We start from the raw sequence: 24,445 nt of genomic DNA, 5'->3' as shown, positions 1-24,445 counted from the left end.
TGGGGTGGGGGCCCTTGGGCCTCGGGCCCCTGGGCCGGGGAGCCGCTCACCGGCCGAACCGTTCCTGGATGAGGCCGAGGACCTCCTCGGCGGTCGTCGCCGACGCCAGCGCGTCGCCGTTCTCCGCCGCCGGGGCGTCCGGGAGCCGGGCCAGCAGGGCCCGCAGCCGCCCCGCCACCGCCGCCGAGGAAGGGGCGTCGAGGCGGTCCACGGCCGCTTCCAGCCGGTCCAGCTCGACCTCCACCGGAAGGCTCCCGCCGGACCCGGACCCGGACCCGGACCCGGACCCGGACCCGGACCCGGACCCGGACTCGGTCTCGGCCTCGGACCCGGTCTCGGCCCCTTCATCGGACCCCGGCCCGTCCGCGGACGGTTCGGCGTGGACGGCGAGTTCGGTGAGGACGTGGGCCGCCAGCGCCTCCGGCGTCGGATGGTCGAAGACGACCCCGACCGGCAGCCGCAGCCCGGTCGCCGCGCCGAGCCGGTTGCGGAACTCCACCGCCGTGAGCGAGTCGATGCCCAGTTCGCGGAAGAGCCGGGTGGCCGAGATCTCGCCGGCGTCGGCGTGGCCGAGCACCGCGGCGAGCTGTCGCAGCACCAGGTCCCGCACCAGCGCCGTACGGTCGGCGGCCGCGGTCTTCGCGAGCCGGTCGCGGAAGCCGGAGCCGGACTCCGCCGGGGTGGCCGCCGGCTCCCCGGCGGCGGGCCGGACGGCCCTGCGGTAGCCGGGCAGGCCGAGGAAGAGCCGGGTCGGCCGCACACCCACCGAGCCGGCGTCGAAGCGGTCGAAGTCCACGTCCGCGATGACCAGATGGCCGCTGTCGCCGGCCACCGCCCGCTCCAGCGCGCGCACCGCCCGCCGCGGGTCCATCGACTCCATCGCGAACCGGTGCAGCCGGTGGGCGATCACTTCGCCGCCCTCCAGCCCGCTGTCGCCCGCCCAGTGCCCCCAGCCGACCGACAGCGCGGGCAGGCCGAGCGCCCGGCGGCGCAGCGCGAGCGCGTCGAGGTAGGCGTTGCCGGGGGCGTAGCCGCCCTGTCCTGCGTCCGCCGTGACGCCCGCGAACGAGGAGAACAGCACGAACGCGTCCAGCGGAAGGTCCCGGGTCAGCTCGTCGAGATGGCGGGCCGCCTGTGCCTTCGCCCGCAACGACCGCTGGAGCTGGTCGGCCGTCAGGGACATCAGCAGCGCGTCGTCCACGACCGCCGCCGTATGCACCACGGCGGTCAGCGGGTACTCCGCCGGCACCCGCGCCAGCAGGTCCGCCAGTGCCGTACGGTCGCCGAGGTCGCAGGCCGCGACGGTCACCCGCGTGCCGAGCGCCGTGAGTTCGGCCGCCAGCTCCCGCGCGCCCGGCGCGTCCGGGCCGCGCCGTCCGGTCAGCAGCAGATGGGGCGCCCCGAGGGCGGCCAGGTGCCGGGCCACGTGCCCGCCGAGCGCGCCCGTGCCGCCGGTGACCAGCACCGTTCCGGTGGGTTTCCAGCCCTGCGACCGGTCTTCGGCAGGGGCGGGCACCAGCCGCCGGGTCAGCGCCGCCGACGCCCGGACCGCCACCTCGTCCTCGCCGGTGGCCCCGGACACCACGGCCACCAGCCGGGCCAGCTCGCGCGGCCCCGGTTCCGGGGGCAGGTCGATCACCCCGCCCCACCGCTCGGGATGCTCCTGCCGGGCGGTCGCCCCGAGCCCCCACACCGTGGCCTGCTCCGGCGCCGGCACCGCGTCCGCCGGCTCCGCCCCGACCGCACCTTGGGTGAGCACCCACAGCGGGGCCGGCCAGTCCACGTCGCCGAGCGCCTGGACGACGGCCAGCGTGGCCGCCAACGCCCTTGGCACGGAGTCGTGTTCGGGGTGGGTGCCGTCGAGCAGCCCGGTCAGGGCCAGTACGCCCGCCGGGACCCCGGTCCCGTCCAGCGCCTGCGCCACGGCGGCTCGGCCGGCGTCAGCCGGCAGCTCGCGCCGCGTCACGCGCGCCCCGTGCGCGCCCAGCGCCGTCTCGACCTGCGCGGCCAATGCCCCGGCCGCCGGGGCGTCCGGTACGAGCAGCAGCCAGCTGCCGCTGAGCGTGGGCCGCGGGGCGGTGGCGACCGGCTCCCACACCACCCGGTGCCGCCACCGGTCGAGCGCCGCGTCCTGCCGTGACGTCTCCCGCCAGCCGGCGAGCGCCGGCAGTACGTCCCGCAGCGACGCCGCCTGGCCGTTCACCAGCGAGAGCTCGCCCAGCAGTTCGTCGACGTCCCCGCTCTCGACCGCGTCCCAGAAACGCCGCCCGGCCGCGTCGTCGTCCGGCGCCGGCGCGGGCGCGGCGGCGGGAGAGGCGAAGTAGGCCGACTGGCTCGGTGCGTCCAGCCAGTACCGCTGCCGCTGGAAGGCGTAGGTCGGCAGGTCGACGAAGGACGGCGGAGTCTGCGCGTACACCGCCCGCGGCCAGTCCACCGGCACTCCGGCGACGTACGCGGCGCCCAGGGAGAGCGCGAGCCGGTGCGGGCCGCCTTCGCCCCGGCGCAGCGTGCCCAGCGCGGACGCCGAGGCGCCCGCGTCCTCCGTGGTCTCCTGAAGCCCCGTCAGCAGCACGGGGTGCGGGCTCACTTCGAGGAACACCCGGTGTCCGCGGCCCAGCAACTCCCTTACGGCCGCGTCGAAGCGGACCGGCTCGCGCATGTTGCGGTACCAGTAGCCGGCGTCCATGCCGGAGCCGTCCACCATCGCGCCGGTGACCGTGGAGACGACCGGGATGTCGCCCGCCTTCGGTGTGACGGGGGCCAGTTCGGCCAGCACGCGCTCGCGCACCCTTTCCACCTGGGCCGAGTGCCCGGCGGCGATCGCGCCCTTCACCCGGCGGGCCCGTGCGCCGAGCGCCTCGGCGTCCGCCAGGAACTCCTCCACCGCGGCCGTCTCGCCCGACACCACCACCGACTCCGGCCCGTTGACCGCGGCCACGCTCAGCCGGTCGCCCCAGCGCTCCAGCCGGGCGGCAACCCACTCCTGCGGCCGGGCCACCGACGCCATCGCGCCCAGCCCCGACAGTTCCTCCTGCATGGTCCTGCTGCGCAGGCAGATGATCCGTGCCGCGTCCGGCAGCGACAGCGCGCCCGCGACGCAGGCCGCGGCGACCTCGCCCTGGGAGTGCCCGACGACCGCCGCCGGCAGCACGCCGGCCGCCTGCCAGGTGCGGGCCAGCGCCACCATCACCGCGAACAGCAGCGGCTGGACCACGTCGAGCCGTTGCGGCGAGGGCGCGCCCGGACGGTCGTACAGCACGTCGAGCACCGACCAGTCCACGAACTCGCCCAGCGCCGCGTCGCACTCGGCGAGCGACCGGGCGAACGCCGGTGAGGAGTCGAGGAGTTCGACCGCCATGCCGGGCCACTGCGAGCCCTGGCCGGGGAAGACCAGCACCGGGCCGGCGCCGGGCGCGGCCGTGCCGGTGACCAGGTGGGGGTGCGCTTCCCCGTCGGCCAGGGCCGTGAGCGCGGCCAGCGCGTCGTCCCGGTCGCCGGCGACGACGGCCGCCCGGTGCTCCAGTTCCGTCACCCGCGTGGTCGCCAACTCCCGTCCCAGCGTGTGAATTTCGAGTGCGGAATGGTCGGCGAGGGAGTCGCGCAGCCGTCGGGCCTGACCGCGCAGCCCGGCAGCGGTCGCCGCGGACAGCGGCAGGACGGCGGGGCCGTCGGCGAGAGCCGAGGGGGCGAGCGGGCGTCGCGGGGCCTCTCCTCGCGCCTCCTCCTCCGGCCCGGTGCGGTCCTCCGCGCCGGTTCCCTCCGCCGCCCCCGGCACGAACTGCTCCAGGATCACGTGGGCGTTGGTGCCGCTGATCCCGAAGGCCGATACGGCTGCGCGGCGGGCGCGTTCGACCTCCGGCCATGTGCGTTGCTGGGTGAGGAGTTCGATGGCGCCGGTGGTCCAGTCGACGTGTGAGGTGGGCTGGGTGGCGTGGAGGGTGCGGGGGAGGATGCCGTGGTGGAGGGCGTGCACCATCTTGATGACGCCGGCGATGCCGGCGGCGGCCTGGGTGTGGCCGATGTTGGATTTCAACGAGCCGAGGTAGAGGGGGTGTTCGGCCGGCCGGTGCTGTCCGTAGGTGGCGAGCAGCGCGGTCACCTCGATGGGGTCGCCGAGCGGGGTGCCGGTGCCGTGCCCCTCGACGGCGTCCACGTCGGCCGGGGTCAGCCCGGCGTCGGCGAGCGCCTGCCGGATCACCCGCTGCTGGGCCCGTCCGCTGGGCGCGCTCAGCCCGTTGGAGGCGCCGTCCTGGTTGACGGCCGAGCCGCGGATCACGGCCAGTACCGGATGCCCGTGGCGCCGCGCGTCCGACAGCCGCTCGACGACCAGCGTGCCGATGCCCTCGGAGAAGGCCGAGCCGTCCGCGTCGTCGGCGTACGAGCGGCAGCGCCCGCTCCGGCCGAGCACCTGCTGCCGGCTGAACTCCACGAAGCCGCCCGGCGTCGACATCACCGTCGCCCCGGCCGCCACCGCGAGGTCGCACTCTCCGCCGCGCAGCGCACGCACCGCGAGGTGCAGGGCGACCAGGCCGGCCGAGCAGGCCGTGTCGAGGGTGAGAGTGGGCCCTTCCAGGCCGAAGACGTAGGCGACCCGGCCGGACAGGACGCTGGCGGTGTGCCCGAGCAGCAGGTGGTTGGCGACCCCCGCGGGGGCGTCCTTCACCCCGGCCGCGTAGTCCTGCTCGCCCGCGCCGACGAAGACGCCCGTACTGCTGCCGCGCAGTGATGTCGGCGGGATACCGGCCCGTTCGAAGGACTCCCAGGTCGTCTCCAGCAGCAACCGCTGATGCGGGTCCATGGCCAGCGCCTCGCGCGGCGAGATCCCGAACAGGCCCGGCTCGAATCCGGCGATGTCGTCCAGGAAGCCGCCCTCGCGGGAGTACGACGTCCCGGCCGAGGCCGGGTCCGGGTCGTACACGGCGGCCGGGTCCCAGCCGCGGTCGGTGGGGAAGGCCACGATGGCGTCCCGCTCCTCGACGACCAGCCGCCACAGGTCCTCGGGGCTGACCGTGCCGCCGGGATAGCGGCAGGCCATGCCGATGACGGCGATCGGTTCGTCCGCGGCCGAGGCGGCGGACGGCGCCTGCTCCCGCTCCGCGCCGGTCAGCCGGTCGCGGATCGCGGCGGCCAGGTCGCGCGGGGTGGGGTGGTCGAAGACGACGATGGCGGGCAGGGCGAGCCCGGTCGCCTTGCTGATCCGGTCGCGCACCTCCACCGCGGTCAGCGAGTCCAGGCCGAGGCTCTTGAAGGTCTGCGTGACATCGAGGTCGTGGGCCGTGTCGTGCCCGAGGGCGGCCGCCACCTCGTCCCGCACCAGTGCCAGCACCGTCCGCTCCTGTTCGAGGGGCGGCAGCGCGCCCACGCGGCGCGCGAAGCCACCGGCGTCCGCCCCCGCCTCGCCCTCCGTGGCGGCTTCCGTGTCGCCGTGCGCCGCCGACAGGGCGAACAGCGGGCCGGGCCGCACCGCGGCGAACAGCGCGGTCAGCCGCGGCCAGTCCACATCGGCGACGACCTGGCAGGTGCGATCCGACGCCAGCACCCGTTCCATCGCGTCCAGGGCGTCCGCCGGGGGCAACGGGCGCAGTCCGCTGCGCCGCAGCAGCCCGGCCACCTCGTCGTCCGCCGCCATGCCCGCGCCTTCCCACGGGCCCCACGCGATGGACGTCGCGGGCAGCCCGTCGGCCCGCCGCCGCTGGGCGAGGGCGTCCAGTACCGCGTTGCCGGCGGCGTACGCGGCCTGCCCGGCGCTGCCCCACACCCCGGCGACCGACGAGAACAGCACGAAGGCGTCCAGCTCCAGGCCGGCCTCCCGCGTCAACTCGTCGAGGTGGCAAGCCCCGTCGGCCTTGCCCGCGACCACCGCGGACCACTCCTCGGCCGACAGCCCGGTCACCGGGCGCGCCTCGAAGACACCGGCCGCGTGGAAGACGGCGGTGGGCCGATGACGTGCGATCAGGTCGGCGACCGCGGCGCGGTCCGCGGTGTCGCAGGCGACCACCTCCACCTTCGCACCCAACTCCCGCAGCGCGGCCACGAGATCGGCCGCACCCGGGGCGGCCTCGCCCCGACGGCCGGTGAGGACGAGACGGCCGGCGCCGTTCTCCGCGAGCCACCGGGCCACATGGGCGCCGAGCGCCCCGGTTCCCCCGGTGACCAGGACGGTCCCGCGAGCGCGCCACCGCCGCCCGCGTACGGCGCCGGTACGGTCGGTGTCCGCGCGGGCGGCGCCGGTAAGGGCGGTGTCTGTACGGGCGGTGCCTACACCGGCTGTGTCCGCACCGGCCGTGTCCGTACCGGCTGTGTCCGCACGGGTGGTGTCCGAATGGTCGGTGCCTGTACGGGCGGTGCCTACAGCGGTCGTGTCCGTACCGGTCGTGTTCGCATCGGCGGTGCCTGTACGGGCGGTTTCCGGACTGGCCGATTCCGAGCTGGCCGCTCCAGTACCGGCCGTGACTGTACCGGCGGTGCCTGGATCGGCCGTGTCCGCGCCGGCGATGTCTGGATCGGCCGTGTCCGTACCGGCGGTGCCTGGACCGGCCGTGTCCGTACCGGCGGTGCCTGGACCGGCCGTGTCCGTACCGGCGGTGCCTGGACCGGCCGCATCCGCACCGACGGTGCCTGCACCGGCCGCGTTCGTACCGACGGTGCCTGCACCGGCCGCATCCGCACCGGAGGTGCCCGCACCGGCCGTAGGGGGATTCGTCGGGCGGTCGGGGGCCGGGACGACGCGGCGGCCCCGGACGCGTCCGTCGCGCAGGGCGATCTGGTCCTCCCGGCCGGGGCGGCTGCCCGCGGCGAGCACGGCGCACAGCGCGTCCAGGTCGCGGTCGCCGAAGCCGCCCACGTCCGCCAGGCCGCCCCAGAGGGAGGGGAGTTCGAGCGAGACGACCTGGCCGAGCCCCCACACCGCGGCCTGCGCCACCGTGCGTACCGGGTCCTGGGCTCCGGTGGAGACGGCACCCTCGGTGAGGAACCACCGCGGGGCGTCCGGGCCTTCGGCACCGCCGGCATCGCGGGCCGCCGCCAGCGCGAACAGCCCGGGGTCCGGTGCGAGGGCGGCCGCGACCACGACACCGGCGACGGCACCGTCGTCGGGCGGGCCCACGGCGGTGCCCGTCACGGCCTCGGCGCCGGCCCGTTCCAGCGCGGAGCGCAGAGCCGTCACCCGCGGGTCCGCCGGATCGGTGCCGGCCGGCAGGTCCACCCGCCAACGCCCGTGCAGCCGCGCCCCGTCGACGGTCACCGGCACCCACGCCACCTGGTGAGCGTGGCGGCGCAGCCGGTCCGCGCGGTCGCGGGTGTCCAGCAGCGCGCCCAGCGTCCGTGTCTGCTCCTCGGTGAGGTCGAGCTCTCCCACGAGGGCTCCGAGCGTTCCGAGCGTTCCGAGCGCGTCGGGGGCCGTGGTCCGCGCGGTCGCGGAGAGCCAGAAGCGGCGGTGCCGGAACGGGTAGCCGGGCAGTGCGACGGTCCGGGCGCCGGTGCCCTCGAACGCCCGCGACCAGTCCACCCGCAGGCCCGACAGGTGCAGGGCCGACAGCGCCTCGACGAAGGCCGCCGGCTCGGGCCGGTCGGCGCGCAGCGCCGCGACGACGGTGGGCGAGGCGTCCGCCGGCAGGCTGTCGCGGACGGCCCCGGTGAGCGCGCCGGCGGGCCCCAGCTCCAGGTACGCCGTCGCGCCCGCCGCGTGCAGCGCGCCGACGCCGTCGGCGAAGCGGACCGGCTCGCGGACGTGCCGCACCCAGTAGGAGGGCGAGCACAGTTCGTCCGGGCCGGCCGGCGCGCCGGTCAGGTCGGACACGACGGGTACCGCCGGCGGATGGAAGGACACCCCGGCCAGGACCTCCGCGAAGGCGTCCGCCATCGCGTCCATGTGCGCCGAGTGGAAGGCGTGGTCGACCCGCAGCCGCCGTACCCGCCGCCCCTGCGCGCGGAAGCGCTCCGCCACCTCCTCGACGGCGTCGCGGTCACCGGAGACCACCACGGCGGACGGTCCGTTGACCGCGGCCACGCCCACCCGGTCGCCGTACCCCGCGAGCGCGTGCCGGGTCTCCTCCTCCGTGGCCTCCACGGCGGCCATCGCCCCGTCCGCCGTCACCGCCCGCATCAGCCGTCCGCGCGCCGCCACAAGCGCGCAGGCGTCGGCGAGTGACCACACCCCGGCGACACAGGCCGCCGCGAACCCGCCGATGGAGTGCCCGATCAGCAGGCCGGGCCGCACTCCCCAGTGCTCCAGCAGCCGGTACAGCGCCACCTCGACGGCGAAGAGCGCGGCCTGCGCGTGGTCGGTGCGGTCCAGCAGCTCCGCGTCCGTGCCGAACACGACGTCCCGCAGCGGCTGTTCGAGATGCCGGGCGAAGTGCGCGCACACCTCGTCGAAGGCCGCCGCGAACACCGGCTGGGACGCGTACAGTTCCCGGCCCATGCCGGGGCGCTGGCTGCCCTGGCCGCTGAAGACGACCGCGAGCAGGGCGTCCTCCCGGGCCCGGCCGGTCAGGGTGCCGGCCGTGGAGCGCCCCTCGGCCACCGCCAGCAGCCGCTCGACCGCCTGCTCCCGCCCGCCGGCGACGACCGCGGCACGCCAGGGAAGCGCGCTGCGCGTGGTCGTCAACGAATAGGCGGCGTCCACGAGTTCGGTGCCGGAGCCGACGGTCGCCGCGATCCGCGCGGCCTGCGCCCGCAACGCCTCCCCGTCGGCCGCCGACAGCAGCAACGGGACGGTGGCGGGCGCCGGGCCGCGCTCGGGCGGTCCGGCGGACGGCGGCGCCTGCTCCAGGATGACGTGCGCGTTCGTCCCGCTGATCCCGAAGGACGACACCGCGGCCCGCCGCGGCCGGTCCGTCTCGGGCCAGGCGCGGGTGCGCGCCAGCAACTCCACCGCGCCGGACGCCCAGTCGACGTGCGAGGACGGCTCACCCGCGTGCAGGCTGCGCGGCAGGACGCCCTCGCCCAGCGCCATGACTATCTTGATGATGCCCGCGACACCCGCGGCGGCCTGGGTGTGACCGAGGTTGGACTTCACCGAGCCGAGATAGAGCGGCCGTTCGGCCGGCCGGTCCCGGCCGTACGTCTCCAGCAGGGCCCCCGCTTCGATCGGGTCGCCCAGGACGGTGCCGGTGCCGTGGCCCTCGACGGCGTCCACGTCGGCCGGGGCGAGCCTGGCGTCGGCGAGCGCCTCGCGGATGACGCGCTGCTGGGCGATGCCGCTGGGCGCGGTCAGGCCGTTGGAGGCGCCGTCCTGGTTGACGGCCGAGCCGCGCAGCACGGCCAGCACCCGGTGCCCGTTGCGCAGCGCGTCCGGCAGCCGTTCCACCAGCAGTATGCCCACGCCCTCGGACCAGCCGGTGCCGTCAGCCCCCTCGGCGAACGACTTGCAGCGGCCGTCGCGCGCCAGCCCGCCCTGCCGGGAGAACTCCACGAACGTGTCCGGCGCGACCATCACCGTCACCCCGCCGGCCAGCGCCAGATCGCACTCCCCGCGCCGCAGCGACTGCGCGGCCAGGTGCAGCGCCACCAGCGACGACGAGCACGCGGTGTCCACCGTCAGCGCGGGGCCCTCAAGGCCCAGCGCGTAGGCGATCCGGCCCGAGGCGACACTTCCGGCACCGCCCGTCAGCAGGTACCCCTCCACGCCTTCCGGCACCTCGGTCACGCCGCTGCCGTAGTCGTGGTACATCAGCCCCGCGAACACACCGCCGCGCGAGCCGTGGACGGCCTCCGCCGGGATGCCCGCGTTCTCCAGGGCCTCCCAGGAGACCTCCAGCAGCAGTCGTTGCTGTGGGTCCATGGCCAGCGCCTCGCGTGGCGAGATCCCGAACGGCGCCGGGTCGAAGCCGGCGGCGTCGTCCAGGAACCCGCCGTGCCGGGTGGCGCTGGTGCCGCGCGCGCCGGCCGCGGGGTCGAACAGCGCGGACAGATCCCAGCCGCGGTCCACCGGGAACTCGCCCACCGCGTCCCGCTCCTGGAGCACCAGGCGCCACAGGTCGGCGGGTCCGTCCACCCCGCCCGGGTAGCGGCAGGCCATGCCGATGATCGCCACCGGCTCGCCGTCGTCGCCCGGCACGGCGTTCCGGGCGTTCCGCGCACCCTCGGACACGGCGTCCGCGCCGGCCAGCCGGCCGTCCAGGAACCGGGCCAGCGCGCGGGGGGTGGGATGGTCGAAGACCACCGTGGACGCCAGGGCGAGCCCGGTGGCCGTCGCCAGCCGGTTGCGCACCTCCACCGCCATCAGCGAGTCGAGGCCCAGCTCCCGGAACTCGCTCGCCACGTCCAGCCCGTCACCGCTCGCATGCCCCAGCACCAGCGCCGTCTCGTCACGCACCACGCCCAGCAGCAGCCGCTCCCGCTCGTCGGCCGACAGCCCGGCCAGCCGTTCCTCCAGCCCCGACCGGGACGCCGCCGCCGGCCTCGCCTGCGCGGCCGTCCGCCGTGCGGCACGCGGCACGAGCCGCGACAGCAGCGGCGGTACGGGCCGCCCGGACCGCACCAGCGCCCGCGGGTCGAGCCGGGCGGGCACCAGGGCGGCCGGGCCACCGTCCCGCGCCGCCGCGGCCAGGGCGCCGTCCAGCAGGGCCAGCCCCCGCTGAGCCGGCAGCGGCAGCAGCCCGGCGCGCCGCATCCGGGCCAGGTCCCGCCCGTCCAGCCGCCCGGTCATCCCCGACGGCTGCTCCCACAGGCCCCACGCCAACGACAGTGCGGGCAGCCGGAGTTGCCGCCGGTGGAGGGCCAGGGCATCGAGGAACGCGTTGGCCGCCGCGTAATTGCCCTGCCCCGGGTTGCCGAGCACCCCCGCCACCGACGAGAACAGCACGAAGGCCGACAGGTCGAGTCCGGCGGTCAGCTCGTGCAGGTGCCAGGCGGCGCGGGCCTTCGGCCGCAGCACCGCCGCCACGGCCTCGTCGCTGAGGCCCTCGACGGTCGCGTCCGCCAACACGCCCGCCAGGTGCATCACGGCGCCCAGCGGATGCCCCGACGCCTGGACCTCCGCCACGACGGCGGCCAGCGCCTCCCGGTCCCCGATGTCACAGGCCCGTACGTCGGCGACGGCACCTGACTCCGCCAAGGTGCCGACCAGTTCGGCCGCTCCGGCCGCGTCCGCCCCCGAACGGCTGAGCAGGAGCAGCCGCCGCACCCCGTGCACGGCGACGAGGTGCCGGGCCACGAGCGAGCCCAGGCTTCCCGTGCCGCCGGTCACCAGGACCGTACGGTCGGGGTCGAAGGCGGGCGGGGCATCCGCTTCGGCCCGCGCCGCATCCCCTTCTTCAGGCGCCGCATCCCCTTCGGCACCGGGGTGACGGACGAGGCGCGGCACGTACGCCGTCCCGCCCCGCAGCGCGAACTGCGGCTCGTCCCCGACCGGAACCGATACGACGTCCGTGTCCGCGTCCGCGCCGGTGTCGGCATCGGTGGCCGCGCCGTCGTCCGTGTCGACGAGGACGAACCGCCCGGGGTGCTCGCTCTGCGCCGACCGCACCAGACCCCATACGGCCGCCGCCGCCGGGTCGGTGACCCGGTCACCGTCGTCCACCGCGACCGCGCCCCGGGTCCGCACCACCAACCGGTGGTTCCGCAGACCTGGGTCGGTCACGAAGCGGCGGACGACCGCCAACACGGACAGGACCAGCTCGCAGACCTCCACGGGGGAGCGGCCGACGAGGTCCAGCAGCACGGGAGGAAGGTCGCCGTGCGGGACCTGCGCGGGTGCGGCGTCGAGCGTGGACTCCCCTCTCGGCACGAGGAGTTCGTCGAGCCCGTCGAGCGTGTCGAGCGTGTCGAGTTCGCCGGGCCCGGAGATCCGGGCCGCCCACCCGCCCGCGCCGGACCCGTCCGCCAAGGCGGCCGGCCCAGCCTCCTCCCACCGCACCGCGAACAGTTCCTCGGACCGCGAGGTCGCCCGCAGCGCCTCCACGGCGACCGGCAGCAGCGCCAGCGACGCCACGGACACCACCGGCGCACCGTCGCCGTCCACGGCGGTCAGCTCCACGGACTCCGGCCCCGTACGGCGCAGTAGCACCCGCAGCGCCCGCGCGCCGGAGGCGTGCACACGCACCCCCGACCACGCGAACGGCAGCCGGATGCCCGGCACCCGGGGCAGCAGCCCGGTCGCCGCCACGGCGTGCAGGGCGGCGTCGAGGAGCGCCGGATGCAGCAGGAACCCGTCGGACGCACCCGCCTCCGCTGGCAGTTCGACCTCCGCGAACACCTCGTCCGCGCGGCGCCAGAGGGCACGCACGCCCTGGAACGCGGGGCCGTAGTCGTATCCCTGGGCGGCCAGGTCGTCGTACAGCGTGCTCGTCGGCAGACGGTCGGCACCGGACGGCGGCCAGGAGGCGAGGCCGGAGGACGGGTCACCGACACCGTCGAGGGCTTCCTCGGCCAGCAGACCTTCGGCGTGGAGCGTCCACGCGGCGTCCGAGCCGGCCGGGCCCGGCCGGGAGTGCACGGTCACCGAACGCCGCCCGGCCGCGTCCGGCTCACCCACCGCGGCCTGCACGGTCACCTGACCGGTGAGCGCCAGCGGCGCCCGCACCGTCAACTCCTCGACCGTCCCGCACCCGACCTCGTCGCCGACCCGCATCGCCATCTCCACGAAGGCGGTACCCGGCAGCAGCACCGACCCGGCGACCGCGTGGTCGGCACACCACTCCGGAGACCCCGCGCCCAGCGCACCCGTCAGCACCGCACCACCCGCACCCGCCAGCGGCACGGCCGCGCTCAGCAGCGGGTGGTCGCGCACGGCGACTCCGGGGTGGGAGCCGGCCGGAGAGGTCGTACGCAGCCAGTAGCGTTGGTGTTGGAAGGGGTAGGTGGGGAGGGTGGGTTGGGTGGTGGGGGTGGGGAGTTGGGTGGTCCAGGTGGGGGTGGTTCCGGTGGTGTGGGCGTGGGCGAGTGCGGTGGTGAGGTCGGTGGGGGTGGCGTGGTGGCGTCGGAGGGTGTGGTGGGTGGTGAGGTGGGGGGTGGTTTCTTGGATGGCGGGGGTGAGGATGGGGTGGGGGCTGGTTTCGATGGTGGTGTGGTGGCCGGTGGTGGTGAGGTGGGTGAGGGCTTGGTGGAAGAGGACGGGTTGGCGGAGGTTGGTGTACCAGTAGGTGGGGTCGAGTTCGGGTCCGTGGATGGGTTGTCCGGTGACGGTGGAGATCATGGGGATGGTGGCGGGGTGGGGGTGGATGTGGGCGAGGGTGGTGGTGATGTGGTGTTGGTGGGGGTCGACTTGGGGTGAGTGGGAGGCGTAGTCGACGTTGATGCGGCGCACGCGGTAGCCGTGGTTTTGGAGGAGGGTGGTGAGGTGGTTGAGGGCTTGGGGGGTGCCGGTGATGACGGTGGTGGTGGGGGAGTTGTGGGCGGCGATGGTGGCGTTGTGGCCGTGGAGATATTGCTGGATGTGTTGGGCGGGTGCGTTGATGGTGGCCATGCCGCCGTGGCCGGAGAGGTGGCGCATGGCGGTGGAGCGGGTGGTGATGATGTGGGCGGCGTCGTGGAGGGTGAGGATGCCGGCGATGTGGGCGGCGGCGATTTCGCCTTGGGAGTGGCCGATGACGGCGGCGGGTTGGATGCCTGCGGTGGTCCAGAGGTGGGTGAGGGCGATCATCATGGCGAAGAGCGCGGGTTGGACCATGTCGACCCGTTCCAGCCATGCGTGGTCGGGTCCGGTGAGGGTGTCGATGAGGGACCAGCCGGTGAGGGGGTCCAGGGCGGCGGCGGTGGTGTTCAGGGAGTCGCGGAAGGTGGGGTTGTGGGCGTAGAGGGCATGCGCCATGCCGGGCCACTGCGATCCCTGGCCGGGGAAGACGAAGACGGGTCCGGGGCTGGTGGTGTGGGTGGCGTGGCCGGTGATGAGGTGGGGGGTCGGCCGGTGCTCGGCCAGGGCCCGCAGACCGGTCAGGGCACTGTCCCGGTTGTCGGCGATCACGACGGCCCGGTGGGGGAGTTGGGCCCGGGTGGTGGCCAGTGCGTGGGCGACATCGGGGAGTAGGAGTCCGGGGTCTGACTCCAGCCGCTCCGCGAGCCGCCCGCCCATGGCGGCCAGAGCCTCCGCGCTCGCCGCCGAGAGGAGCAGGGGCAGCCCGGGAGGTGGTTCTTCCGTGCTGGGTTCCTCGGGGTGCCCGGCGGCGGGTTGTTCGGCGTGTTCGGGTTCTGCCGGTTGTTCGAGGATGACGTGGGCGTTGGTGCCGCTGATGCCGAAGGCGGATACGGCTGCGCGGCGGGCGCGTTGGACCTGGGGCCATGTGCGTTGCTGGGTGAGGAGTTCGATGGCGCCGGTGGTCCAGTCGACGTGTGAGGTGGGCTGGGTGGCGTGGAGGGTGCGGGGGAGGATGCCGTGGTGGAGGGCGTGCACCATCTTGATGACGCCGGCGATGCCGGCGGCGGCCTGGGTGTGGCCGATGTTGGATTTCAACGAGCCGAGGTAGAGGGGGTGTTCGGCCGGCCGGTGCTGTCCGTAGGTGGCGAGCAGCGCGGTCACCTCGATGGGGTCGCCGAGCGGGGTGCCGGTGCCGTGGGCTTCGACGGCGTCGATGTCGGCGGGGGTGAGGCCGGCGTTGTCGAGTGCGGTGCGGATGAGGCGGGCTTGGGAGCGGCCGTTGGGTGCGGTGAGGCCGTTGGAGGCGCCGTCCTGGTTGACGGCGCTGCCGCGGATGAGGGCCAGGACGGGGTGGTGGTTGCGGCGGGCGTCGGAGAGCCGCTCCACCAGCACCGCGCCCACACCCTCCGACCAGCCGGTGCCGTCCGCCGACTCGTCGAACGCCTTGCACCGGCCGTCCGCCGACAAGCCGCCCTGCCGGGAGAACTCCAGGAACATGCCCGGCGTCGACATGACGGTGGCGCCGCCCGCCACGGCCAGGTCGCACTCGCCGGCGCGCAGCGACTGCGCGGCCAGGTGCAGGGCGACCAGCGACGACGAGCACGCGGTGTCGACGGTCAGCGCCGGACCCTCCAGGCCGAACACGTACGACAGGCGGCCGGACGCCACGCTCGCCGCGTGCCCGGTGAGCAACAGGCCCTCGCTGCCCTGTGCCGGACCGGGAGTGGTGTAGGTGGCGTAGTCCTGCTCGTTCGTCCCCACGAACACGCCGGTACGGCTGCCGCGCAGCGAACCGGGATCGATGCCCGCGCTCTCGAACATCTCCCACGCGGTCTCCAGGAGGAGCCGCTGATGCGGGTCCATCGCCAGCGCCTCGCGCGGCGCGATCCCGAAGAGGGCGGCGTCGAACCCGGCGATGTCGTCGAGGAATCCGCCCTGGCGGACGTAAGAGGTACCGGGGCTGGCCGGATCGGGGTCGTACAGCTCCTCGGTGTTCCAGCCCCGGTCGGCGGGGAAGTCACCGATGGCGTCCCGCTCCTCGACCAGCAGTCGCCACAGGTCCGCCGGCCCCCGTACGCCTCCGGGGAAGCGGCACGCCATCCCGACGATCACGATCGGCTCGTCGTCCTCCGCCGCCCTGCCGCCGTGGGCGACAGCGGGCAACTCCGAGCCGGGCCGCTCTTCCAGGAACGCGGCGAGTTCGGCCGGACTCGGGTGGTCGTAGGTCGAGTTGACCGGCACCCGGCGGCCCAGCGCCACCGACAACCGCTTGCACAACTCGGTGCCGGCGAACGAGTCGAAGCCGAGATCCTTGAAGGTGACCTCTGGCGGCACGTCAGCCCCGGAGGAGTGCCCGAGCACCCGCGCGCACTCGTTGAGTACGACGTCCAGCACCCGTCCGGCCGTCGGGGGGCCCGACGGGTTCTCGGGTGCCTCCGCCGCTCCCGTTTCGGCTTCCGCTTCCGCTTCCTCGGCGGTCGGGGAAGTCTCGGCGGTCGCGACCGCCGTGACCGGCTTCGGCCAGTAGCGTTGGTGTTGGAAGGGGTAGGTGGGGAGGGTTGTCCGGGTGGTGGGGGTGGGGAGTTGGGTGGTCCAGGTGGGGGTGGTTCCGGTGGTGTGGGCGTGGGCGAGTGCGGTGGTGAGGTCGGTGGGGGTGGCGTGGTGGCGTCGGAGGGTGTGGTGGGTGGTGAGGTGGGGGGTGGTTTCTTGGATGGCGGGGGTGAGGATGGGGTGGGGGCTGGTTTCGATGGTGGTGTGGTGGCCGGTGGTGGTGAGGTGGGTGAGGGCTTGGTGGAAGAGGACGGGTTGGCGGAGGTTGGTGTACCAGTAGGTGGGGTCGAGTTCGGGTCCGTGGATGGGTTGTCCGGTGACGGTGGAGATCATGGGGATGGTGGCGGGGTGGGGGTGGATGTGGGCGAGGGTGGTGGTGATGTGGTGTTGGTGGGGGTCGACTTGGGGTGAGTGGGAGGCGTAGTCGACGTTGATGCGGCGGACGCGGTAGCCGTGGTTTTGGAGGAGGGTGGTGAGGTGGTTGAGGGCTTGGGGGGTGCCGGTGATGACGGTGGTGGTGGGGGAGTTGTGGGCGGCGATGGTGGCGTTGTGGCCGTGGAGATATTGCTGGATGTGTTGGGCGGGTGCGTTGATGGTGGCCATGCCGCCGTGGCCGGAGAGGTGGCGCATGGCGGTGGAGCGGGTGGTGATGATGTGGGCGGCGTCGTGGAGGGTGAGGATGCCGGCGATGTGGGCGGCGGCGATTTCGCCTTGGGAGTGGCCGATGACGGCGGCGGGTTGGATGCCTGCGGTGGTCCAGAGGTGGGTGAGGGCGATCATCATGGCGAAGAGCGCGGGTTGGACCATGTCGACCCGTTCCAGCCATGCGTGGTCGGGTCCGGTGAGGGTGTCGATGAGGGACCAGCCGGTGAGGGGGTCCAGGGCGGCGGCGGTGGTGTTGAGGGAGTCGCGGAAGGTGGGGTTGTGGGCGTAGAGGGAGTGGGCCATGCCGGGCCATTGGGAGCCTTGGCCGGGGAAGACGAAGACGGGTCCGGGGCTGGTGGTGTGGGTGGCGTGGCCGGTGATGAGGTGGGGGGTGGGTCGGTGCTCGGCCAGGGCCCGCAGACCGGTGAGGGCGGTGTTCCGGTTGTCGGCGATCACGACGGCCCGGTGGGGGAGTTGGGCGCGGGTGGTGGCCAGTGCGTGGGCGACATCGGGGAGTAGGAGTCCGGGGTCTGACTCCAGCCGCTCCGCGAGCCGCCCGCCCATGGCGGCCAGAGCCTCCGCGCTCGCCGCCGACACCACCAGCGGTACCGCTCCTGCCAGCTCCGGCACCGCTCCCGCCGGCTCCGGCACCGCCTCCGTCGCCCGCGCCGCCCGCGCCGCCGGCTCCACCGGCTCCACCGGCGAAGCCTCCGTCAGGACCAGGTGCGCGTTCGTACCGCCCACCCCGAACGCCGAAACCCCGGCCACCAGCGCCTGGTCGGGCCGGGGCCAGGAGCCCGTGTCCGTCTGCACCCGCAGCCGAAGACGCTCGAAGGGGATGGCCGGATTCGGCGTCTCGAAGTTGAGGCTGGCCGGAAGCTCGCGGTGATGCAGGGACAGCGCGGCCTTCAGCAGGCCCACCACACCGGCGGCGCCTTCGAGATGGCCGACGTTGGTCTTGGCCGAGCCGACCGCGAGGGGGGCCGTCCGGCCGGGAGCCGTGCCCAGCGCGGCACCGAGCGCGGCGGCCTCGACGGGGTCGCCCACCGGGGTTCCGGTGCCGTGGAGTTCGACGTACTGCACGTCCGCCGCGCGCACGCCCGCGTCGGCGAGCGCGGCGGACACCACCTCCCGCTGGGCCTCGGCGTTCGGTACGGTCAGGCCCTCGCCGCCGCCGTCGTGATTGACGGCGGAGCCGCTGAGCACGCAGTAGACGCGATCCCGGTCGGCCAAGGCGCGGGACAGCGGCTTGAGAACGACCAGGGCGCCGCCCTCGCCCCGCACGAAGCCGTTGGCGCGCGCGTCGAAGGTGTGGCAGCGGCCGTCCGGGGAGAGCGCGCCGAAGCGGTCGACGGCGGTGGTGCTCTCGGGCACCAGGTTCAGGTGCACGCCGCCCGCCAGGGCGAGCTCCGCCTCGCCGCTGCGCAGGGCCGCGGCGGCCAGGTGGACTGCGACCAGTGACGAGGACTGGCCGCAGTCGACCGTCATGCTCGGCCCCCGCAACCCCAGCGAGTAGGAGAGCCGGTTGGCGATCACTCCTCGCTGGACTCCGGTGAACACGTGCCGCGTGAGGCCTTGTGGGCCGCTGCGGCGCAGAAGGGCGGCGTAGTCGTCGGCGATCGCGCCGACGTACACGCCCGCGGGCGTACCGCTGAGGGAGTCGGGGGCGATACCGGCGTCCTCCAGCGCCTCCCAGCCCAGCTCCAGGGTGAGTCGCTGCTGGGGGTCCATGGCCAGCGCCTCGCGGGGCGAGACACCGAAGAAGGCCGCGTCGAAGCCGTCGACGCGGTCCAGGTAGCCGCCGCGGTGCGCCGGACCGCGGCCGGGCGGCGGCTCCGAGATCGCGTCGCGCCCCTCGCGCAGCAACTGCCAGAAGGCGGACGGGTCGGGGGCGCCCGGCAGCCGGCACGCCATGCCGACGACCGCGATCGGCTTGTCCCGCGGGCCCGTGGGGGTGCCGGCACCCGTGTCCGCGTCGTGAACCGCGCCCATGACAGTTGTCCCTTCCGCCGTGCCGCCGAACGAGGAATCACCGGGGAGGACCCGGCGGGTGAGGGGGCCTCAGCCCGCCCCGTGCGGCCTGACCGGCAGCTTCTCCAGGCCGTGGGTGACCGTGCTGAGCCGCCACCGCAACTCGTTCGGGTCGCAGGCGAGGGACAGGTCGGGGAAGCGGTCGAGGAGCATGCCGATGGCGATCTCGGCCTCCAGGCGGGCCAGCGGAGCGCCCATGCAGTAGTGGATGCCGTGCCCGAAGGTCATCTGGCCGCCGATCGGCCGGGTGATGTCGAAGAGTTCGGGCTGGTCGAAGCGGTCGGGGTCGCGGTTGGCGGCCATCAGCGACACCATGACCACCTCGCCGACCGGGATCGTGACGTCGCCGAGCACCACCGGCTCGATCGTGTACCGGAACGTGGCGAGGTTCACCGGGCCGTCGAAGCGCAGGAACTCCTCCACGGCCTGCGGCAGCAGCGCGCGGTCGGCGCGCAGCCTGGCGAGTTCACCGGCGTGGGTGAGGAGGGCGAGCACGCCGTTGCCGATCAGGTTGACCGCCGTCTCCGTGCCGGCCGAGAACATCAGGTAGATCGTGGCGAGCAGTTCGCCCTCGCTGAGCTTGTCGTCCTCGTCGCGGGCCGTGATCAGCGCGCTCAGCAGGTCCTCGCCGGGGTTCTCGCGCTTGACCTGGATCAGCTTCACCAGGTACTCGCGCATCGCCTGGGTGGCCGCCTCGTAGCCCTCCGGCGCGAGGTCGGACAGAACGGTGGCCGCGTACCGGCCGAAGGCGAGCCGTTCGGCCTCCGGCACGCCCAGCAGCGTGCAGAGCAGTTCCATCGGCACCGGATAGGCGAACGCCTCCAGCAGGTCGATCTCCTCCTGCCGGTCCATCTCGTCGAGCAGGTGGGTGGTCAGCGCTTCCAGCATCGGCCGCATGCCCTCGACCCGGCGCGGTGTGAACGCCTTGTTGACCAGCCGGCGCATCCGGGTGTGGTCCGGCGGGTCGCTGGCCAGCATGTGGCCGACGAGTGCCTCGTCGTACTGCTTCGGCGCGTGGCCCTCCTTGGTGTGCTTGGTCATCAGCTCGTTGAGGCCCTTGAAGTCCTTGCTCAGCCGGGCCTCGCTCAGCGCCTGCCGCACCTCGTCGTAACGGGTCACGATCCACACCAGCGAACCGTTCGGCAGCATCACCTTCACGGCGGGTCCGGCCTCGCGGAGCCGCTTCAGCACCTCGTGGGGGGTCTGGACGAAGCTCACGTCCAGTTCCTCGGTCACCTGCATCTCCTGCACGACTGCGCCTTCCTGGCCACGGGACGGTTCCCTGCTCCGGGTCCTGCCGGGTTGATGCGGGGAGCATGACCCGCGCCCCTTGCCGGGCGCTGGCGGCGCACCTTGCGGAACGCTGGCCGGTGCCTTGCGAGACCCTTGCGTCGGCAGGTCGGCAGGTCGGCAGGTCGGGCACGTCGGGCACGTCGGGCACGTCGGAATGTCGGGCACGTCGGAACGCGCCCCCGGCGCACGGCCGTACGCACGCGCACGCTTCCTCGAACCCAACGACACCTTTGTGCCGTCAGGCGTCAACCCGCCCCATCTCGGTCAAAAAAGTCAAAGTTCTGCACCAGACGCAAAACAAGTGCTCTACGATCGCACCAGCATCACTGACGGGGGTTCCGGCAAGCCGTGCACCAGCACGGACACCGGTGCGAGCTGTGAGAACGGATCGGCCGCACCCGAGGAGGTGAACCGCGGCAGAAGGTGCGCAGGGCAGGCTTCCACCGCCCACCCGGACCTTGTGGTCCGGCCGGAAGAATCCGGCCGTGTTCTCGACAGCCCGAGTGGACCACGGCACATGTGCACTGCCCGGACCGGGCGACGCACGATCCACCCCACCTCCCGTGAAGTAAGGATGGGCATGGCTGAACCCTCCGAGCGCGAGACCGTGGACCAGGCGAGCGTGACGACACTGGCGCCGAGAGGGGCCGGGTGGGCACCAGGCCAGACGAAGGAAACCGCCTCCGCCGCCTGGGAGTTGCGTGCCTTCGGATCGCTCACCGCGATGCAGGCCGGGCGGGTGCTGCCCCTGGGCCCCCTGCGCCACCGCGCACTGCTCGGACTGCTGCTCGTGCGCTCGGGCAGCGTCGTCGCCGCCGGGCAGCTCATCGACGAACTCTGGGGCGCCCGACCGCCCCGTCACCCCCTCGCCACGCTCCAGACCTACGTCTCCCACCTGCGCCGCGCTCTCGCCCGGGCCCGGGAGCAAGGCGGCGGCCACGCCCGGCTCAACCACCGCGCCCCCGGCTACGTCCTCGAACTCGATCCCGAACTCGTCGACGTGCACCGCTTCGAGCGGCTCCTCGAACGCGGCCGGCGCTCCGTCGCCGACCGCCGCTTCGACCTCGCCCGCGCCGACCTGACGCACGCGCTCTCCCTCTGGCGCGCCCAGCCGTACCTCGAACTCGTCTCCTACGGCCCCATCACCGACGAGATCGAACGCCTCGGACACCTGCGCCTGACCGCCCTGGAGGCCCAGGCCGACGCGTGCCTCGCCCTCGGCGACGCGGACCACCTGGTCCGGGTGCTCTACCCCGAGGTCCAGCACAACCCCACCCACGAACGCCTGGTCGGCCACCTGATGACCGGCCTGTACCACCTGGGACGCCAGGCGGAGGCCCTGCGCCTGTACGAACAGACCCGCCGCCACCTCGCCGAGGAACTGGGCGTGGACCCTGGCGGCGAACTCCAGCGGGTCCACACGAACATCCTCCACCAGCGCCTCATCCTGCCCGAGCCGCCGGCACGGCCGGTGAGCACGACGGCGGGCGGGGCCGGGGCGTACCGCAGGGGCCCGGCCGAGCCGAACACCGGCCCGGGGCGGCCCCCGGCGGCCACGGCCTTCGCCGCCACCGGGGGCTCGGTGGGACCGGGACGGCCGAGCGCGGCGGACACCGTGGCCACGGTGCACAGCTTCGACGCCGGCAGTGTCACGTTCGCCGGCGGGAACGCCGACGGTGCCACGGGTTTCGGAAGCACCGGGAACCTCGCGGACGCGCCGCCGGCCGGCGCCGGGGCCGTTGGTGCCACCGACGTCATCGCCGTCATGGGAGCGAAAGCCGTCCCCGGCGGTCCCGTGCCGAACGCGCCGGCGGGGCCGGCCGAGGCCGCGGCACACCCGGTACCCGCCGGTCCGGCCCCGGCCGCGGCGCTGCCCCTGCCCCTGGCGCCCCGCACTTCCGTCGCCGGGTTCCGCACGGCATCGCACGGCGTCCCGACCGCCGCGGACCCCGCTCCGCACGCGGCCGCACCCGCTCCCCTCGGCTTGCCCGCCCCCACCGCCTCCGCCCCCAGCACTTCCGCTCCCGGCGTCGCCCGCGCGGCCGGCGGCAAGTTCGTGGGGCGGGAACGCGAGCGCGCCCTGCTCGGCGCCCACATCCAGGACGCGCTGAACGGCAGCAGCCATCTCTACGCCGTGCTGGGCGAGATGGGCGTGGGCAAGACGGAACTGGTCGAGGACGCCACCGCGCACCTCAAAGGCTCGCCGCACGAGGTGGTGTGGGGCTGCTGCAGTTCCGGGGAGGGCATACCTGAGTACTGGGTCTGGTCGCAGATCTTCCGTCAGCTGGCGGTCTCCCGGCCCGAGGCGTTCCGCCGGGCGGAGGCCCGCTTCGGCAGCCTGCTCGCTCCGCTGATGCTCGACCCCGAGGCCGGCCGGCGCTGCCTGACCGCGGAGGAGCCGCCGATCCTGGCCCGCTTCCGTATCCAGGACGCCATGTCCGAGACGCTGCTGGTGCTGGCCGCCGAGGCGCCGCTGGTCGTCGTCCTGGAGGACCTGGACCAGGCCGACGCGCGCTCGTTGGAGCTGCTGGGGCTCCTGCGCACCCGGCTGCACGGCGAACCGCTCGGCGTCGTCGTGATCGCGGAGGACACCGGGGTCGCGGCGGACTTCATGAAGGGCGGCGTGGTCACCGACATCATCAGCGACCCGCGCACCCGCAGCCTGCGGCTGACCGGGCTGTCGAGGGCCGAGACCGCGGATCTCGTGAGCCTGCAGACGGGGGTCAGGGTGCCCGACGACGTGCTGCGGGTCCTGCACGGACGCAGCCGCGGCAACCCGTACTTCCTGCACGAGTTCCTGGCCGGCGTCGGCGACCCGGAGCTGCTGCACCACCGTACGGCGGTGGAGTCGGCACTGGTGGATGTGCCGTTGGGCGTCCGGCAGGCGCTGGGGCGGCGGATCGCCGGGCTGCCCGAGCCGGTGCTGGAGGTGCTGCGCTGCTGCTCGGCACTGGGTGCCGACTTCGACCTGGAACTGGTCCGGCACGCGGTGTCGCCCGGCACGGACCCGGAGTCGGCCATCGAGGCGGCGGCACGCTGCGGGCTGCTGCGGCGGGTGCCGCGGCCGCCGTTCCGGCTCACGTTCCGGGATGCGCTGATCCAGGAGGTGCTGCTCGCCGAGTTGAGCGGCACGGAGCGGACGAGGCTGCGCAAGAGCGGGTGAACTCGTCCCTGCCCCGCACGGAAGAGCCGGCGCCTGCCCCGCGATGAGGAGCCGGTCCCTGCGCCCGCAAGGAAGCCGCAAGCGGTCTGACAAGGCCGCGGCAAGGGGGTGGACGCATGCTCAGGCGATGCATCGGCACGTCAGGCCGTGCCGACTCCCACGGCCCTGCGCGCCGTTCCCCGAGGAGGAGACCCAGGTGACCACCGTGGCCCGGCAGTTCGACACCGCCGACATATCGTCCATCGACTTCTGGTCGCAGCCCCCGGCGGCCTGGGACGACACCTTCCGCGTCCTGCGCGACGAACGCCCGATCTCCTGGCACAAGGCGCCGGAGGGCAGCCTGCTCCCCACGCCCCCGGACGACGGCTTCTGGGCCGTCGTCCGGCACGCCGACATCGTGGCGGTGAGCAGCCGGCCGGACCTCTACATCTCGGGCAAGGGAGTGCAGTTCGAGGAACTGCCCGAGGAGATCCTCCAGGCCACCCAGTCCATCGTCGCCATGGACGCGCCCCGCCACCTGAAGGTGCGCAGCCTGGTCACGTCCGCCTTCAGCCCCGCCCGTATGGAGCAGATGCGCGGCTCGATGGGCGCCGAGGCCGGCCGGATCGTGGCGGACTTCGCGGCTGCCGGCGAGTGCGACTTCGTGGCCAAGGTGTCGATGCCGATGGCCCGTTGGACGATGACGTACATGCTGGGCCTGGACCCCGCGGAGCTGGACCGCTTCACCGAGGCGATCACCGTCATGCTGTCCAGCCGCGACGAGGCGGAGAAGCGCGGGCGGGATCGCGCCGACATCGTCAACGAGGTCGTCGGACTGGTCTCCGGCAAGGCCGTCGCGATGGCCAGGGCCCGCCGGGAGGACCCCCAGGACGACGTGATGACCGACCTGGTGCAGGCCCGCGTCGACGGCGACGGCCTCACCGACGCCGAGATCAGCGCCTTCTTCCTGCTGCTGATCGGCGCCGGTTTCGACACCCCGCGCCAGACCATCAGCCACGCGGGCAAGGCGCTGTCCGACTTCCCCGAGCAACGCGCCTTCCTCGCCGCCGACTTCGACGCCCGCTCGGGCAAGGCGATCGAGGAGCTGCTGCGCTGGTCGACCCCGGTGCTCACGCTGCGGCGCACCGCGGCGCGCGACATCGAGCTGCACGGCCGGCAGATCTGCGAGGGTGACAAAATGGCACTCTTCTACCCATCCGGCAACCGCGACGAGCGCGTCTTCGCCGACCCGAACGTCCTCGACCTCGCCCGCACCCCCAACCGGCACATCAGCTTCGGCGGCGGCGGCCCCCACCACTGCCTGGGCAACGTGCTCGCCCGGATGGAGCTGCGGGTCCTGCTGAAGGAACTGCTGCGCCGCACCCCGGACTTCCACATCGGCGAGCCGGTCCGCATCACCAGCAACTTCGTCAGCGCCATCACCCGGATGCCGGCGGTGGCCCATGGCTGAGCCGGGCCGCAGAGAA

At 74.3% G+C, this 24,445-nt stretch carries 4 protein-coding genes; 2 read left to right on the top strand and 2 right to left on the bottom strand.

Annotation, left to right across the window (positions count from 1 at the left end):
* Positions 1-46: 46 nt before the first annotated feature.
* Together OG896_RS08545 and OG896_RS08540 are read right to left on the bottom strand one after the other, a co-directional pair.
* Positions 47-18,484, bottom strand: coding sequence for a type I polyketide synthase (locus OG896_RS08545; protein WP_329363873.1), 18,438 nt, complete (start codon positions 18,482-18,484; stop codon positions 47-49).
* A 69-nt stretch (positions 18,485-18,553) separates the two neighbouring features.
* On the bottom strand, positions 18,554-19,765 hold the full coding sequence (locus OG896_RS08540; protein WP_329373821.1) for a cytochrome P450 family protein: 1,212 nt from the start codon (positions 19,763-19,765) through the stop codon (positions 18,554-18,556).
* Positions 19,766-20,396: 631 nt separating this feature from the next.
* Here OG896_RS08540 and OG896_RS08535 point away from each other — a divergent pair.
* Both OG896_RS08535 and OG896_RS08530 read left to right on the top strand, forming a co-directional pair.
* Positions 20,397-22,979 carry a BTAD domain-containing putative transcriptional regulator gene (locus OG896_RS08535; RefSeq protein ID WP_329363871.1) on the top strand — a complete coding sequence of 861 codons (2,583 nt, stop codon included), beginning with the start codon at positions 20,397-20,399 and terminating at the stop codon, positions 22,977-22,979.
* Between the two features lie 196 nt (positions 22,980-23,175).
* Positions 23,176-24,429 (top strand): cytochrome P450, encoded by a 1,254-nt coding sequence (locus tag OG896_RS08530; protein WP_329363870.1) that lies wholly within the window; start codon positions 23,176-23,178, stop codon positions 24,427-24,429.
* The last annotated feature ends 16 nt before the right edge of the window (positions 24,430-24,445 follow it).

The organism is Streptomyces sp. NBC_00669 (assembly GCF_036226785.1).
Lineage (GTDB): Bacteria > Actinomycetota > Actinomycetes > Streptomycetales > Streptomycetaceae > Actinacidiphila.
Note: the sequence above shows the minus strand (reverse complement) of the source record. Positions and strands in the feature narration are given on the sequence as shown.